This is a genomic window from Bradyrhizobium lablabi, assembly GCF_018129385.1.
GTDB classification, from domain to species: domain Bacteria; phylum Pseudomonadota; class Alphaproteobacteria; order Rhizobiales; family Xanthobacteraceae; genus Bradyrhizobium; species Bradyrhizobium lablabi_C.
Map to the genome: position 1 here is coordinate 387,788 of NZ_JAFCLN010000002.1, position 14,396 is coordinate 402,183.

Consider the following 14,396-nt stretch of genomic DNA (forward strand, 5'->3'; position numbering starts at 1 on the left):
CGGTCACGCCGTTTCCGCCTGCACCGCACGATACGCATGCCAGGTGGCGTGCCCGAGCAGCGGATAGATCACGACGAGGCCAAGCATGAAGGTGGCAAGGCTTGCCAGGAACAGCGCGAGCACGATCGCCGCCCAGATCAGGAGGACGCCGAGATTGTTCCACACCAGCGCCATGCTCGAGCCCATCGCCGTGAACGCATCGGTGCGCTCATCGAGCAGCATGGGAATGGAGAATGCGCTGATCGCAAAGGAGAACGCGGCGAACAGGCCGCCGACCAGCGTGCCGACCACGAGCATCGCCCAGCCGGTTGGCGTCGTGAACAGCATCGGCGCAATGCGGTCGAGACCGGGAAACGCGACCATGCCGAAGAACAGGGCGTAGATCAGCACGGCCGCCCGTATCCAGACAATCATCAGAAGGCACAGCAACACGCCGGTGAACAGGATCTGCCCGCCGGAACGCGGCTGGACGAAAACCATGTGCTTCCAGCTCAGCGGCTTGCCATCCTCGATCCGGCGGCTCTTCTCATAAAGGCCGATCGCCAGGATCGGACCGATTACCATGAAGCCGGCGAAGGCCGGAAACAGAATGTAGTCGCGGTTGAATGCGACAAGACCGGCAACGAGCCCGATCGAGATCGCGAGAATGACCACGCCATAGGCGAGGCTCAGCGGCATCTCGGTGCGGAAATCCTGCCAGCCCTGCGCCAGCCATTTCTTCGGATCATCAGCCGTCAGGGCCCGGATCCATCTGTTGACGGTCGGAAGCGGCGGCGAGACGGGAGGAAGCATCGTCATCGCGGTTGTCCTTCTTGGGATGCGCCGGCCGCGGGTGAACAGGACGATTTGGCGGCGCGATATTGCCCCGGCAAAGCGCCGGCATCGCGCAGATGCTCGACGCAGGCCGGCTGCGAGGTGGAGGCGACATAGACGAGGTGGGCATTGGCGGCGACAAGAGCGATCACGCCGCAGGCGACCAGCAGCCAGACCCAGACGGCCTGACTGCCTTTCCTGCGTGCGCCGGCCGCGAGCTCGCTCATGGACCGGCCTTCCGCTTGTCGAGGAGATAGAGCGTCAGGATCTTGCGGTCGAGGTTGGAGAGCCGGTTCTCCCAGCTCGGCATGTGGCCCTGACGGCCGCCCCACACCGACGTGTCGATGTTTTCAAGGGAGCCGCCATAGATCCAGAATCCGTCGGTGAGGTCGGGCGCGCCGAGCTCCGGATTGCCCTTGGCATTCTCGCCGTGGCAGGTCACGCAATTGGCGGCGAAGAGCGCCTTGCCGGCATCGACCTTCGCGGGATCAAGCTCCTTCGCGCCGGGATGAGACAGCGAGTAGACGTATGAGACGACCTTGAGGATATCGGCGCGCGGCAGCATCTGATCGCGGCCGAACGCCGGCATCTGCGACACCCGCGTATCCGGATTGGTCCAATTGATGCCGAGGCGGATGGTGTTGAAGACGTCTTCCGGCTTGCCGCCCCACAGCCACGAACCGGTGGTCAGGTTGGGAAATCCCGGACCGCCTTTGGCATTGACGCCATGGCAAACGGCGCAATTGTCGCCGAACAGGGCCCCGCCGGTTTCGCGCACGATGGCCATCAGGCGTGGGTCGGACTGGATCGCGGCGAAATCCTCGGTCTCGATCTTCTTCGTCCACACGCTGCGTTCGAGCGCGGCCTCTTGCAGTGAAGCCGTGACGACGTTGCGCTGGTCGATGCCGAGCAGGCCCTTGGTGTAGCTCACGCCGAGCGGCCAGGCCGGCATCAGCACCCAGTAGCCGACGGAAAACAGGAACGACAGGATCAGAAAGAAATAGACCGCGCGCGGAACGGGCGAGTTCAATTCCTTCAGCCCGTTCCATTCGTGGCCCGTGGTGAGATAGCCGGTGAGGCTATCGCGCTCCGGTTGCTCTACCGACATGGTCCGCCCTCATCGTGAAAGATCGACTGGGCGGCATCGTCGAAGCGCTTCTTGTTCGACGGCCACATGGCGTAGATCACGACGGCAATCGACAGGGCGATCAGGTAAAACAGCCCGAACGACTTCGAGAAGCCGACAAGGAATGCGTGCTCGACGATCATTTCGCGGCCTCCGCCTGTGCAACCGGCTTGTGCGCGGCTTCGGTGAGACGTCCGAGAATCTGGAGATAGGCGACGAGCGCATCCATCTCGGTCAGGACGCTGGGCTTGCCGTCGAACGAGCGCATCGTGGTGGCCTTGCCGTAGCGCTTCGTCACGCCGTCGGCGAGCGGCGAATCCGGGTTGGCCTGCGCGAAGGCATCCTGCGCTGCATTGGCGATCATGTCGTCGGTATAGGGAACGCCGACGGCGCGCTGCGCCTTCAGATGGAGGCCGAGATCGCTGGTGCGCAATTCGGTGGTCATGAGCCAGTTATAGGCAGGCATCACCGAAACCGGCACCACGTCGCGCGGATTGTTGAGGTGGGCGACGTGCCACTGGTCGGAATATTTTTCACCGATGCGGGCGAGATCAGGCCCGGTGCGCTTCGAGCCCCACAGCATCGGGTGGTCGTATTTGGATTCGACCGCGAGCGAGTAGGGGCCGTAGCGGTCGACATCGTCGCGAAGGGTGCGGATCATCTGCGAATGGCAGGCGTAGCAGCCTTCGCGGATGTAGATGTTGCGCCCCGCCAGCTCGAGCGGCGTGTAGACGCGCATGTCGGGTGCATCTTCCACGGTCTGGTGAATGGTGAAGAGCGGCGCGATCTCGACCAGCCCGCCGATGCTGGCCACGACGATGATTCCGATCGTCAGGCCGATCGCCTTGCTTTCCATCCGGTAGTGAAATCCAAAAATTGACATGGCGTTCACTCCGCGGGTTGCAGCACGCCGGAAGCCGGCGGTGGTTGCGGAACATCGCCCGCCTGGCTTGCCGCGGCGCCGGGTTGCAGGATGGTCATCCAGACATTGTAGGCGCCGACGCAGCCGCCGATCAGGAAGAAGAGGCCGCCGACGGCGCGCGCAATGTAATAGGGATGCATCGCCACCAGCGTGTCGATGAAGGAAAAGGCCAGCGTGCCGCCTTCATTGTAGGTCCGCCACATCAGCCCCTGCACGATGCCGGAATTCCACATCGAGAAGACGTAGATGACGGTACCCGAGAGCGCGAGCCAGAAATGCACCTCGACCAGCCTTGGCGAGTACATCTGCTCGCGCTTCCACAGCCACGGAACGGAGGCGTAGATCGCGCCGAAGGTGATCATCGCGACCCAGCCGAGCGCGCCGGCATGAACGTGACCAACCGTCCAATCCGTGTAATGCGACAGCGAATTCACCGACCGGATCGCCATGAACGAGCCCTCGAAGGTGGTGAGGCCGTAGAACACGGCCGCCACCATCATGAAGCGCAGCGTGGCATCGTCGCGCACCTTGTCCCATGCGCCGTTCAGGGTCAGCAGCAGGTTGCCGGCGGATCCCCAGGACGGGATCAGCAGCATCAGCGAGAAGGTCATGCCGAGCGTCTGCACCCACTGCGGCAGCGCCGTGTAGTGCAGGTGGTGCGATCCGGCCCACATATAGAAGAAGGTGATGCCCCAGAAGCTGATGATGGACATCCGGTACGAATAGATCGGCCGGCCGGCGCGTATCGGCAGGTAGTAGTACATCATGCCGAGGAAGCCGGCGGTCAGGAAGAAGGCGACGGCGTTGTGGCCGTACCACCACTCCGTCATCGCATCCTGCACCCCCGCGAAGGCCGAGTAGCTCTTGGCGCTCGTCAGCGAGATCGGCACGGCGAGGTTGTTGACGATGTGCAGGATCGCCACCACCAGGATGAACGCCATATAGTACCAGTTGGAGACGTAGATGTGCGGCTCCTTGCGCCGGGCCAGCGTGCGCAGATAGAGCACGAAGTAGATCACCCACACCACGACCAGCCACAGGTCGACGTACCATTCGGGCTCGGCGTATTCCTTGGATTGGGTGATGCCCATCAGGTAGCCGGTCACCGCGAGCAGGCAGAACAGGTTGTAGCCGAGCAGGACGAACCACGGCGTCACCTGGTCCGGCAGGCGCGCGCGCGAGGTCCGCTGCACCACGTAGAATGACGTGGCGATCAGCGCGTTGCCGCCGAAGCCGAAGATCACGCCGGTGGTATGAACCGGCCGCAACCGGCCAAAGCTCGACCAGGCGGGGCCGAAGGTCAGGTTCGGCTCGACCAGTTGCCAGGCCACCCAGTCGCCGACGGCGAGGGCGAAAACGACCCATATCATCGCAAGGACAATGCCGGCCCTGCTGGGATCGTCATAATACCGCGTGAGCCGGTCTTCGGACGGCTCCGGCGCGTAGTAGCTCATGCCGATGCGGAAGATCATCAGCATGCCCGCGACGAAAATCAGGGCGCCGTGGATGCCCATTACGTCGTCGCGTCCGCCCAGCATGATCAGCGCGCCGCCGACGGCCACCGCGATGCAAATCGCGATCGCACGTTGCCGTTCGATCAGGGTCAATTGAGCGATCATTGCGAGATTCCCCCCGGTTCTCGACATACTAGCCAGTTTGGCACCACAGGTCTGCTTTCATGCCCAAAGGTATTTGGCCGTTCTTGGACGGCCTTGCAGTTTTTGTCTTTGATCCAGCGCAATGAATCGCATCTAACTTTGACCCAGCCGGAATGACTCGCGGGATCCGCGAATCCGACTTCCCCTGCAACGTCAGCGGCCCATCCGCCTGTAATCGGAGCCGATCTGCTATACGCCCGGCTCATTGTCTGCCGCCGCGGGCTACTGCAAAATGGGATGAAAAGCGTGTTTTTCGCGCGACAACAAGGGAGTAGCGGCCGCAATGGCGCGCGATCACGGCCAGCGATCCGTGTACACCTATTCGGGCTGGGAGATCGACCTGACCCGTCGCGAAGTAAGGCTGCGCGGCGCGCATGTGCCTCTGGGCGGGCGTGCGTTCGATATCATTGCGGCGCTCGCGGCAGCAGACGGTCAGCTCGTCACCAAGGAAGAGTTGCTGGCGCGGATCTGGTCCGGCGTCTATGTCGAAGAGATCGCGCTCCGCGTCCACATCGCTGCCATTCGCAAGGCATTCGGCGCGGATCGCGGCATGCTCGAGACCGCGGTCGGGCGGGGCTATCGGCTGCTCGGCAGTTGGGAAGCGCGCGAACCCGCCGATACCGCCAGAGTCGTGCTGGAGCCTGTCCGGACGCTCGCCCCGCCCATTGCGACCAATCTGCCCACCGCAACGTCCGGCTTGATCGGCCGGGCCGCCATCATTGCGCATGTGCAGGAGCTGCTTTCGGCCTATCGGGTCATCACGCTCACCGGCCCCGGAGGTATCGGAAAGACGGTGCTGGCGCTGGAGGCGGCACGCGCGGTGGTGCCAACCCTGGATGGCGACTGCGTCTTTGTCGAACTGGCTTCGATCTCGGACCCAAAGCTCGTTCCTTCCGCCGTCGCCAGAACGCTCAACCTCAAGCTGGATGGCGAGGAGACCTCCGCCGACGCCGTGGCGAGAACGCTCGCAAACCGCAAAATGCTGCTTGTCCTCGACAATTGCGAGCATGTGGTGGATGCGGTCGCGCCGTTCGCCGAAACGGTGGTCAGCCGCTGTCCCTCGATCACGATCCTGACGACCAGCCGCGAGACATTGCGGATCGACGGCGAACATGTTTGCCGCGTTCCTCCGCTCGATGCGCCTTCGGCAGACGAAGCGGATCCCGACACCAGCAGCCCGGCAGTCGAGTTGTTTCTGGTGAGGGCGAAAGCGCTCGGCGTCGTTTTCAGCGCAGAGGAGGATCTGACGGCCATCGCGGCGATCTGCCGGCGGCTTGACGGCATTCCGCTGGCCATCGAGTTTGCCGCAGCGCGTGCCGTCACCCTCGGGCCGCCCAAGGTCGCAGCTTCACTGGATGACCGGTTCAACGTCCTGACCACGGGCCGGCGCACGGCGTTGCCGCGGCACCGCACGCTCAGGGCCACGCTCGACTGGAGCTACGAATTGCTGCCGGATATCGAGGCGAGGGTGTTGTGCCGCCTCGCGGTGTTCGCCAAGGAATTCTCGCTGGAGGCTGCGATTTTCGTCACCGGTGAAGATGCGGCCGGAACCGTGACGGACAATCTAGCGAGCCTTGCGGCGAAGTCATTGATCGCGGTCGATCTGCGCGGCGACAGCCCGCACTACCGCTTGCTGGACACCACACGCGTCTACGCGATGGAGAAGCTGCGCGGCAGCGGAGAATACCAGCAGGCCGCGAGGCGGCTGGCCGAGTTCTACGTGCAGCTCTTCACGCGGGCCGACAAGGCGAGCCGGTCGACGCCACAGGGCGAGTGGCTGTCGATCTACGCGCCGCACATCGACAATGTGCGCGCAGGGCTGGACTGGGCCTTTTCCAGCGGCGGCGACACCAGGATCGGGGTGGCTCTGATGGCCGCGGCGGTGCCGTTGTGGGTGCAAGCCTCGATGCTGGCCGAGTGCCGCGAACGGGTTCAGCTTGCATTGGCAAATCTGGACGGCGCCGGAGAGGAATCGGCGCGTCTGCGCATGGAGCTGTCGGCTGCCCTTGGCTGGTCGCTGATGTACGGGGTCGGCCGCGCCCGCGAAGCGGGCCCGGCCTGGACCCGCGTGCTGGAGCTTGCCGAACAGCTCGACGACCGGGATTACCGGCTGCGTGCGCTCTGGGCATTGTGCATCGACCAGTTCAACAACGGTGAATTCCAGAAGGCGCTCGAACTTGCGCAGCGTTTCGCGGACCTCGCAGCAACCTCCGATGACGCGATCGAACTGATGATGGCCGATCGTCTGTTCGCAACGACGCTCCATTACCTCGGTGACCAGAGCGGTGCCCGCCACCATATCGACCGCGTTATCACCCAACTGGCCGTCGTGCCGCAAAGGACGCCGATCATCCGTTTCAGCTTCGACGTACGGGTCTCGACCCATTATTTCCAGGCGCGCATTCTCTGGCTACAGGGTCTCGCCGACCAGGCCTTGCGCATCGTCGCGAGGAATATCGAGGAAGGCCGCGCCAGCGGACACGCCCTGACGTTCTGTAGCGTGCTCGGGCAGGGGGCTTGCCCGCTCGCGTATTTTTCCGGCGACCTTGATGCCGCCGAGCTCTATTGCGCGGCGTTGCTCGATCACACCGAACGTCATCCGATACGGCTTTGGCATCTGTGGGCGCGGGGCTTCAAGGGCATGCTGATGGCCAAGCGCGGGGACATCGAAGGCGGACTTGCGACGCTGCGGAGCGCTCTGGACGGGGCCGGCGAGGCGAGGTTTCTGCCGCGCTTCCTGCTGCCGCTTGGCGAACTCGCCGCTGGTCTGGGCCAGGCCGGCCAGGTGGGCGAGGGGCTGGGGGTCGTCGATGACGCCTTGGCCAGATGCGAGGCCCGGGAAGAACGATGGTTCGTTGCAGAGCTGCTGCGCATCAAGGGCGAACTCATACTCCGCGAGGCCGGCCGATCGTCGGCATCCGATGCCGAGGAATGCTTCATGCAATCGCTGGAGCTGGCGCAACAGCAAGGCGCGCTGTTCTGGGAGCTGAGAAGCAGCCTGAATCTCGCGCGGTTGAGGATCGACAAGGACCGGATGGCGGAGGCGCGGGCCGTTGTTCTGTCGGTCTATGAGAAGTTTACGGAAGGATTCGAGATTGCCGATCTTCGGGCAGCCAGATCCCTACTGGCGCTACCGTCTGTCTAGAGCGGGATGACTTTTCTTCGAATCGACATCCTGCTCTATCTTTTTTGTTTGAGCATGATCTCCGCGTAAACGCTTCGCGTTTGTCGCAGGGAAAACCGGTGTCCACTTTGCGCTGACGCGGCCCTGCGGGTCCGGATCATGCTCTAGCCGACCAGGCCGGGCCGGTCGGACGCCGCGCTAGGCCGATTTTCATTCAACGCCTGTCGCCTGTCGCCGGCACAACCCCGTTCACGGCGCCAGGCGCCGGGCGTCTTGCCGACGACACGATGAAATCGCGTGGTCAGATGGGCCTGATCCGCAAAGCCGACCTGCAAGGCAATTTCCGACAAGGGCTGATCCGTTCCCAGCATCAATTGCTGCGCGCGCCTGACGCGACGTTCGACGACGAATGCATGCGGGCTGACACCGAGGCTCTTCTTGAAGGCGCGCCGGAAGTGGCTCGGGCCAAGATGCGCGACACTGGCGAGCTCCGTCACCGCTATGCTGCTGCCCAAATTCTCCTCGACATGGACCTTGATCCGCTGAATCTGCCACGGCGTCAGTCCGCCCGACACCGTGGCCGGGGCGGTGCGGTCGATGATCCCGTCCGTCACCGCAGACGCCTCGAGCACCGCGCAGGCCTTTGCGATGATCTGGGCGGCGGCTTCCTGATCGGTGTCGAGAGCCTTCAGCCCTGCACGAAGCAGCCTGGCGACGACATCGGCCATCGCTGCGGCGTGGGGGTCTTGCCCGCCGAGCGGAAGGGTAACGGATTGCAACAGGTCGGAAGCAACGGGGGCGTTCACGGGGCAGCTCCTCGGCAGGCGATGGTGATTTCCGCCGAGTTGCAGCATCGCTCAGGACGGGCGTTGCTGCTCGTTAAGTATTGTTAAATCCGACTTTCGCTTTCGGGACGAATCGTCAGCGATTCCAGCCGGTTACGGCGTTGTTAAAGCAAAGGATGAAGAACTTCGCGCGTTTTATACAAATCCGGCGCGCGGCTTCCTATTCAAATCGCGGCCGCGGACCCACTGTCGTGCAAGCAAAGCCGAATGTTGTCCGCAGGTCGCCAAATGCATGCCCTCATCGTTTTGACGTCACATGATCGTCTGGGAGATTCCAGGCGCAAGACGGGCGTCTGCCTGTCGAGCTTTGCGTATGGATATTACGCCTGCGTGGATGCCGGCTTCGATGTGACCATCTGTTCGCCGCTGGGCGGCCAGGCGCCGATCGACAATCTCTGCAATTGCCGCAGCGAGGCGCCTGATATCTTGCAACGGTTTCATTCCGATCGGACCGCGCGCGAAGAGTTCGCGGACGCCCTGGCGCTGTCACAAGTATGTGCCGCCGATTTTGCGGCGGTCTACTTTTCGGAAGGCTGCGGCGCGCTGTGGGATCTCGCAAATGATCCGGCCGCTCACAGCCTGATCCTCAGGCTGCATGAGTTGCGCCGTCCCTGCGCCTTCGTCGGGCATGGCACGGCCGCGCTGTTGCACGTTCGCGGGCCCGACTCGGTGCCGCTCGCCAAGGGGCGCGGAATCACCGCTCCGAACCAGGCGGAGGATGCCATCTACGACATGCCGCCAGATGCACTCTCGCTCGAGCGCGAGTTCACCTCGCTTGGAGCGTTCTACACGAGCGGACCAGACTGCATGCCGCATCTGGTTCAGGACGGCAGTTGGATCACCGGACAAAACGCCGCATCGAGCGAGATCGTCGCGCGCGCCTTGATCCGGGCGGCAACGTAGGCGCGCCATGTCACCGCATCCGACAAAAGCGTGCGAATTGACAACCCGAGCTCTGAAAAGTCGCGGCAGTCAGCGCCGCTACAGCCGGCCGGCTTGTGTGGAACGCGCGCGCTTTGCAGCAATGGATCCCCGGACCATACCAATGGGTGGGGCGACTAAACCGCACGCACAATTGCCGCAGCAGGGTGAGTCGATCCATTGTTTCGCTACGATGACAAATGAGCCGGCCTTAGTTCGCAACATGCAGGACGGTTGCTCGCTCGGATACCGCTATTGAAGCAAACCCAAACGCTCTGAAAGGGATCTATTCATGCTCAAGCTCGCGGAAGGATATCGGAACGAACAGTCTGCCGTGCCGTTTCACGCGACCATCGCCGACGGTCAGAGCGAACCCTTGCAGCTGCGGCTGGTGGTCGGAGATCAGGCGGACAGGGAAGGAGCCGTTCCGTCCAAGGCCTTTGCCCGCGGCGGGCTGCCGCCGAGGGTCGTAAGGCGGGTGCGCGAGCACATCGATGCCCACATCGAAAAACGGATCAGCGTCGAAGCGCTGGCTGCCCTCGCAAATCTTTCGGTCTGCTATTTCGTCCGCGCCTTCAAGCAATCCGTCGGCGTGACCCCGCACGATTACCTGATCAGGCGCCGGGTCGAGCGGACGATGCAGCTTCTATCGGGCACCGACATGTCGCTTTCCGAGATCGCGCTGGCGGCCGGCTTTGCCGATCAGAGCCATTGCGCCCGCAGATTCCGTCAGCATGTCGGGATGTCGCCCCGCCACTACCGTTGGTCAATTCCGTAATTGGCACGAGCCGCGGACGCGTCTGCAACCGTCCGCCTCGTGCAGTTGGAGATGAAACATGACCCAGCTCTATTTCCACTGCTCTCACGCGCAAGGCGTGCTAGTCGATCAAAGCGGCACCGCGGTCGACGACCTGAACGAAGCACGTGACCATGCCACGGGCGTGGTTCGTTCGCTCATCATGACACGCAGCGCTGAAGACTGGCGCAGTTGGGTCGTGCACGTCACCGACAAGGTCGGTGCGGAGCTTTTTGTCGTGCCCTTTGCGTTCGTGCTCGGCAGGCCGCATTGAGACGGTGACCGTGGCGGCTTCGCGAGGCCGGGCAGGGCGCGTCGCAACATCGGCCGTATCAGGCTTTTTGCTCCACTCGATGGCAATTCCGGCTGCACTGAAGGCAAAGCTCGCTTTCCCCGGGCCTGTGCTCGTGGCGACTTCCCATCCTGCACGCCTCGCCGCATGGAACGTCGAGCCTCGCTCGTATTTCCATATTCCGTCTTCGTTGAAGACAAATAGCGGGCGATAGTGCCGGGCATAGCTGTCCTCCACGATCGCCATGCGGCGGTTGTCGAGGATGAGCCAGCGTCCGTCGAACCAGATGGCGGCGACCGCGTGGTCTCCCCCCCGAAGCTCGTCGCGTACGATGACGATCCGCAGTTTGTCCGCGGGCACGCCGGCTTCCCGCAGGGCGACATATTTGGCGACCGCGTAGTCCTCGCAATCGCCGGCGCCCCTGAAGAACGTGACCAGCGCAGATTTCCAGGCGTCGAACAGACCATATTGCGCAAGATCGCTCACGGGGCGGATGGCAAGGTTGACCGACCGGTTGATTTCGCCGACGCGCGCGAGACCATCACGCTTTTTCGCCCTGTCGACGATCGCAAGAAAGTTGATGGCGGATGACGAAGCACAACCGGTGCGGTCGCCATCGCACAGTGCAAGCTGGACTTTGTCATCGCCGAGGTCGTGCGCGAGCGCCGACCATTTTTTCTTCAACTGCTCGTCAGTCAACGGAAGAACGATCAGGCCGAATGGCTCGGCCGATTGACGCGCCTGGACTGCAGCGCCGGAGGTCGCATGGGATACCGAGGAGCATGCGGCTGCCATGACGCACGCAAGACCAACGGCAAGGGCAGTTCTCGACGTCATGACGCGACACCTTCCAGGGAGAAAGTATGATTGCGGTCGCTCAGCCGCCATAAGGGGGTGTCGGAGATGATCGAACGCTTGATCTCGGAATCAAGCAACGTTGCTGTGATCTGGCGGATTGTTGATTTCCGGGAGCTGCATAAACACGTGCGCGTGGACGCAATTTTGTACAAGAAGGGACCGCGCGCCCCTTGTAGGTTACTGGCGTCACGCTTCCTCGCCCCCCTTGATCGATGCGAGCGTGACGACCTGTTTTGAGCGCCTGTCTCTCCCCCCGAGACGCTCAGGGATCTTGCTTTCCCCTTCAGGTCTACCTGGGCCGATGGCAGTTGCCATCGGCCCTCTTTTGTTCTGCTCAATCCGAGAAGGTTCGCAAATCTGCTCCTCGCCTTGTGCTAGTCTTGCAAAATGCCTTTGCTTTCACGACGACAGCTCCTTGAAAGGGCCGCGAGTGGTGCTGCGCTGCTCGCCATGCCGCGAGGCGCAAGCGCCGATAACTACCCCTCGCGTCCCATCCGTCTGGTGATCCCCTACACAGCAGGCGCCGCGGGCGACCAGATCGGCCGCCCGTGGGCCGACAAAATGGAAGCGCTGCTGGGCCCAACCTATGTCGAGAATATCGGCGGCGGCGGCGGCGCGGTGGGCAGCGCGGCCGTCGCACAGAGCGCGCCTGACGGCTACTCGCTGCTGCTCGGCAATGGCAGCACCCATGTCATGATTCCCCTGACTTCGGCCCGTCCTGCCTACGATGGCATCCGCGATTTCCGCGCCATCTACCGGTTGATCACCAGCACGCTCGCTTTCGCGGTTCATCCGTCGCTGCCGGTAAGGGATCTGCAAGGGCTGATTGCTTACACGAGGGCCAATCCGGGCACGCTTTCCTACGGAACGCCGGGAGTGGGTACGGGCAATCATTTGATCGGCGAAATATTCAAGCAGCAATCGGGCTCACTCGATCTGGTGCACATTCCATATCGGGGCATGGGGCCGGCTACCAACGATCTGATCAGCGGACAGATCGCCCTCGTGATCGCCGTCGTGTCCGCCCAGTTGCTACAGTTGGGCGAAGCGGGCAAGATTCGAATACTCGCGGTGACCAGTGAAAAGCGACTGAGTGGCGCGCAGGAAATTCCGACCGTGATCGAGGCCGGCATGCCCGATCTTGCGTATGCCGGATGGTTTGGCTTGTTTGCACCCAAGGCAACGCCGGATGTGATTGTCGATCGGATCGCCGGAGCGACCCGTCTCGCCGTGGCAGATTCGAAACTACAGGAAGCTTACCGCGCTCAGGGCCTGGAGCCTGATGCCCATTCGGGCCCGGACCAATTCCAGCGGCTGGTCGAGGACGAATTTTTCCGTCTGGGCCCGATCATCAAATCGATCGGCCTGAAGCGCGATTGAGCGAAGGCCGGGATTTCACGCGTCGCTCCCTGCGCGTTCGTTCTTGAAATCGGGCTATTTGACAAAATTGAAGTTAGCCAAATTGCGTCGCCGGCACGTGATCGATAGTGTCACCGCACGAAAGAATTGAATGCGCCGCGACGCACGGCTTTCTACATGTCCAGTCCGGAACTCATCATCACTCCAGCAATTCAGCCGCTCGACATTCGGCATCGGCGGATCATCGCCGCCGCCACGATCGGAAACCTGCTGGAGTGGTACGATAACTTTGCCTACGGTGTACTCGCGCTGACCATGGCAAGGTTGTTCTTTCCAACCGGGAACGAGGTCACTTCCCTGATCCTGGCCTTCGTCACCTACGGAGCAGGGCTGGCGATGCGGCCGGTCGGGGCGATCATCCTGGGCACCTATGCGGATCGCGTCGGCCGCGCGGCGGCGCTTTATCTTGCAATGCTCATCATGGGGCTTGGTACGGCACTGACCGCGTTTGCACCTACCTATGAAACGATCGGGGTGTGGGCGCCGTCGATCATTCTGATTGCGCGTTTGCTGCAGGGGTTTTCGGGGGCGGGCGAGATCGGCAGCGCGACGGCTCTCCTCGTCGAGAGCGCGCCCGCACGATCAAGAGGGCTGTACACAAGCTTGAACGCATCGAGCCAGCAGATCGGTTTCGTGCTCGCGGCATCGGTCGTGATGGTAATGAATCTGGTCATGACGCCGGAGCAGATAGCGGGAGGTGGTTGGCGCCTGCCATTCGTGTTCGGTTTGACCATCGTGCCTGCTGCGCTCTATATTCGGGCGAATCTGCAAGAGCCGGATATGTTCCTTGAAAAATCCAGGGAGCGTATGGAGGCGGCCGCTGCTATTGCAACTGGCGTAATCCGGCCGATGTTCCGTGCCATTGGCATGCTGCTGCTCTACGTCACTGCGGGCAGCGTGCTGTTCGTCTACATGCCGAGTTTTGCGGTGCAGAAGCTCGGGATCGCCAGCTCCGGGGCGTTGCTCGCAACCGTCGTTGCGACGAGCGTGACGATCGCCTGTACACCGCTGGCCGGCGCTGCGTCGGATCGATTTGGCCGCAAGCCGCTGCTGTGGATTTCGATCGCCGGCTTTCTGCTGGTGACCTATCCCGCTTTCGTCCTTCTGACGACCATGCCATCGGTCGCACTTCTTGCGCTCGTCCAGTCAGGATTCGGAGTGCTGATTGCACTGTACGTAGGGCCGCTCTTCCCGGCACTTGCGGAGCAGTTTCCTACACGAGCGCGAGCCGCTTCCGTGTCGCTGACATATGGTGTAGCGGGTGTCATCGGCGCCTTTGCGCCGGCCGTCGCAACATGGCTCATTACTGCGACCGGCGATAGTAATGCACCGGCTTTTGCGGTCATCGGTGCAGGAATCCTCAGCGGGTGCACGCTGCAGGGTTTCACGGACCGGTATCGCCAGCCTCTGTCGTAGCCTTGTTTTTGGGCCAGGTCGCGTGAACATTCTGCGTCTACGAAACATCGCGCTTGGTCATGGATAGCTCGACGAGCTCAATCGGCAGCACGACCGGAATCCTCTCTCCTGACAGGATGGGCCATGCCGTCCATAGACGTTCTGATCGCTGCATCGAGAGTGATGCCCCGGCGGGAATAGCGGATCGCTGCTCGTTTGTACGTGGC

At 62.5% G+C, this 14,396-nt stretch carries 13 protein-coding genes and 1 pseudogene; 6 read left to right on the forward strand and 8 right to left on the reverse strand.

The features are described from left to right. Positions 1-3: 3 nt before the first annotated feature. From JQ628_RS05370 to ccoN, 6 genes are read right to left on the reverse strand one after another with little or no spacing between them, the layout of a single operon-like run. The gene (locus JQ628_RS05370) at positions 4-798 is read right to left on the reverse strand and encodes a DUF2189 domain-containing protein (RefSeq protein WP_212220372.1); all 795 of its coding nucleotides are present in this window, start codon (positions 796-798) and stop codon (positions 4-6) included. Continuing rightward, on the reverse strand, positions 795-1,040 hold the full coding sequence (locus JQ628_RS05375; RefSeq protein WP_212220375.1) for a hypothetical protein: 246 nt from the start codon (positions 1,038-1,040) through the stop codon (positions 795-797). Before JQ628_RS05375 ends, JQ628_RS05370 begins: the two co-directional genes overlap by 4 nt. Further along, the gene (gene ccoP / locus JQ628_RS05380) at positions 1,037-1,921 is read right to left on the reverse strand and encodes a cytochrome-c oxidase, cbb3-type subunit III (RefSeq protein ID WP_212220378.1); all 885 of its coding nucleotides are present in this window, start codon (positions 1,919-1,921) and stop codon (positions 1,037-1,039) included. Before ccoP ends, JQ628_RS05375 begins: the two co-directional genes overlap by 4 nt. Then, complete coding sequence (locus JQ628_RS05385) at positions 1,912-2,082, reverse strand: cbb3-type cytochrome c oxidase subunit 3 (protein WP_212220381.1); 171 nt, start codon at positions 2,080-2,082, stop codon at positions 1,912-1,914. The genes ccoP and JQ628_RS05385 overlap by 10 nt, the downstream gene beginning before the upstream one ends. Then, positions 2,079-2,822, reverse strand: coding sequence for a cytochrome-c oxidase, cbb3-type subunit II (gene ccoO, locus JQ628_RS05390; protein WP_212220384.1), 744 nt, complete (start codon positions 2,820-2,822; stop codon positions 2,079-2,081). The genes JQ628_RS05385 and ccoO overlap by 4 nt, the downstream gene beginning before the upstream one ends. 5 nt (positions 2,823-2,827) lie before the next feature. Beyond that, positions 2,828-4,480, reverse strand: coding sequence for a cytochrome-c oxidase, cbb3-type subunit I (gene ccoN / locus JQ628_RS05395; RefSeq protein WP_212220387.1), 1,653 nt, complete (start codon positions 4,478-4,480; stop codon positions 2,828-2,830). Between the two features lie 322 nt (positions 4,481-4,802). Here ccoN and JQ628_RS05400 point away from each other — a divergent pair, with 322 nt between their 5' ends. Next, on the forward strand, positions 4,803-7,664 hold the full coding sequence (locus tag JQ628_RS05400; RefSeq protein ID WP_212220390.1) for an ATP-binding protein: 2,862 nt from the start codon (positions 4,803-4,805) through the stop codon (positions 7,662-7,664). Between the two features lie 143 nt (positions 7,665-7,807). Here JQ628_RS05400 and JQ628_RS05405 read toward each other — a convergent pair whose 3' ends face one another. Then, complete coding sequence (locus tag JQ628_RS05405; RefSeq protein WP_212220393.1) at positions 7,808-8,449, reverse strand: helix-turn-helix domain-containing protein; 642 nt, start codon at positions 8,447-8,449, stop codon at positions 7,808-7,810. 267 nt (positions 8,450-8,716) lie between these two features. On the opposite strand from JQ628_RS05405, the gene JQ628_RS05410 reads away from it, so the two are divergent. The 3 genes from JQ628_RS05410 (at position 8,717) to JQ628_RS34440 (ending at position 10,479) form a co-directional block, all read left to right on the forward strand. After that, entirely contained in the window at positions 8,717-9,391 is a 675-nt protein-coding gene (locus tag JQ628_RS05410; RefSeq protein WP_212220396.1) for a type 1 glutamine amidotransferase domain-containing protein, read from the forward strand. Between the two features lie 310 nt (positions 9,392-9,701). Further along, on the forward strand, positions 9,702-10,187 hold the full coding sequence (locus JQ628_RS05415; RefSeq protein ID WP_212220399.1) for a helix-turn-helix domain-containing protein: 486 nt from the start codon (positions 9,702-9,704) through the stop codon (positions 10,185-10,187). A gap of 58 nt (positions 10,188-10,245) precedes the next feature. After that, the gene (locus JQ628_RS34440; RefSeq protein ID WP_249127494.1) at positions 10,246-10,479 is read left to right on the forward strand and encodes a DUF6894 family protein; all 234 of its coding nucleotides are present in this window, start codon (positions 10,246-10,248) and stop codon (positions 10,477-10,479) included. Between the two features lie 261 nt (positions 10,480-10,740). Here the strand turns inward: JQ628_RS34440 and JQ628_RS05420 are convergent. Continuing rightward, a pseudogene (locus JQ628_RS05420) lies at positions 10,741-11,385 on the reverse strand (transglutaminase-like cysteine peptidase); the annotation flags it as partial. A 357-nt stretch (positions 11,386-11,742) separates the two neighbouring features. Between JQ628_RS05420 and JQ628_RS05425 the strand changes: the two are divergent. Then, positions 11,743-12,735 carry a Bug family tripartite tricarboxylate transporter substrate binding protein gene (locus JQ628_RS05425; protein ID WP_212220402.1) on the forward strand — a complete coding sequence of 331 codons (993 nt, stop codon included), beginning with the start codon at positions 11,743-11,745 and terminating at the stop codon, positions 12,733-12,735. 156 nt (positions 12,736-12,891) lie between these two features. Beyond that, entirely contained in the window at positions 12,892-14,190 is a 1,299-nt protein-coding gene (locus JQ628_RS05430; RefSeq protein ID WP_212220405.1) for an MFS transporter, read from the forward strand. The last annotated feature ends 206 nt before the right edge of the window (positions 14,191-14,396 follow it).

Coding starts and splice junctions, on each gene's coding strand:
- JQ628_RS34440 (WP_249127494.1), top strand. CDS start 10,246: ATGACCCAGCTCTATTTCCACTGCTCTCACGCGCAAGGCGTGCTAGTC.
- JQ628_RS05425 (WP_212220402.1), top strand. CDS start 11,743: ATGCCTTTGCTTTCACGACGACAGCTCCTTGAAAGGGCCGCGAGTGGT.
- JQ628_RS05370 (WP_212220372.1), bottom strand. CDS start 798: ATGACGATGCTTCCTCCCGTCTCGCCGCCGCTTCCGACCGTCAACAGA.
- ccoN (WP_212220387.1), bottom strand. CDS start 4,480: ATGATCGCTCAATTGACCCTGATCGAACGGCAACGTGCGATCGCGATT.
- ccoP (WP_212220378.1), bottom strand. CDS start 1,921: ATGTCGGTAGAGCAACCGGAGCGCGATAGCCTCACCGGCTATCTCACC.
- JQ628_RS05430 (WP_212220405.1), top strand. CDS start 12,892: ATGTCCAGTCCGGAACTCATCATCACTCCAGCAATTCAGCCGCTCGAC.
- JQ628_RS05385 (WP_212220381.1), bottom strand. CDS start 2,082: ATGATCGTCGAGCACGCATTCCTTGTCGGCTTCTCGAAGTCGTTCGGG.
- ccoO (WP_212220384.1), bottom strand. CDS start 2,822: ATGTCAATTTTTGGATTTCACTACCGGATGGAAAGCAAGGCGATCGGC.
- JQ628_RS05400 (WP_212220390.1), top strand. CDS start 4,803: ATGGCGCGCGATCACGGCCAGCGATCCGTGTACACCTATTCGGGCTGG.
- JQ628_RS05375 (WP_212220375.1), bottom strand. CDS start 1,040: ATGAGCGAGCTCGCGGCCGGCGCACGCAGGAAAGGCAGTCAGGCCGTC.
- JQ628_RS05410 (WP_212220396.1), top strand. CDS start 8,717: ATGCATGCCCTCATCGTTTTGACGTCACATGATCGTCTGGGAGATTCC.
- JQ628_RS05415 (WP_212220399.1), top strand. CDS start 9,702: ATGCTCAAGCTCGCGGAAGGATATCGGAACGAACAGTCTGCCGTGCCG.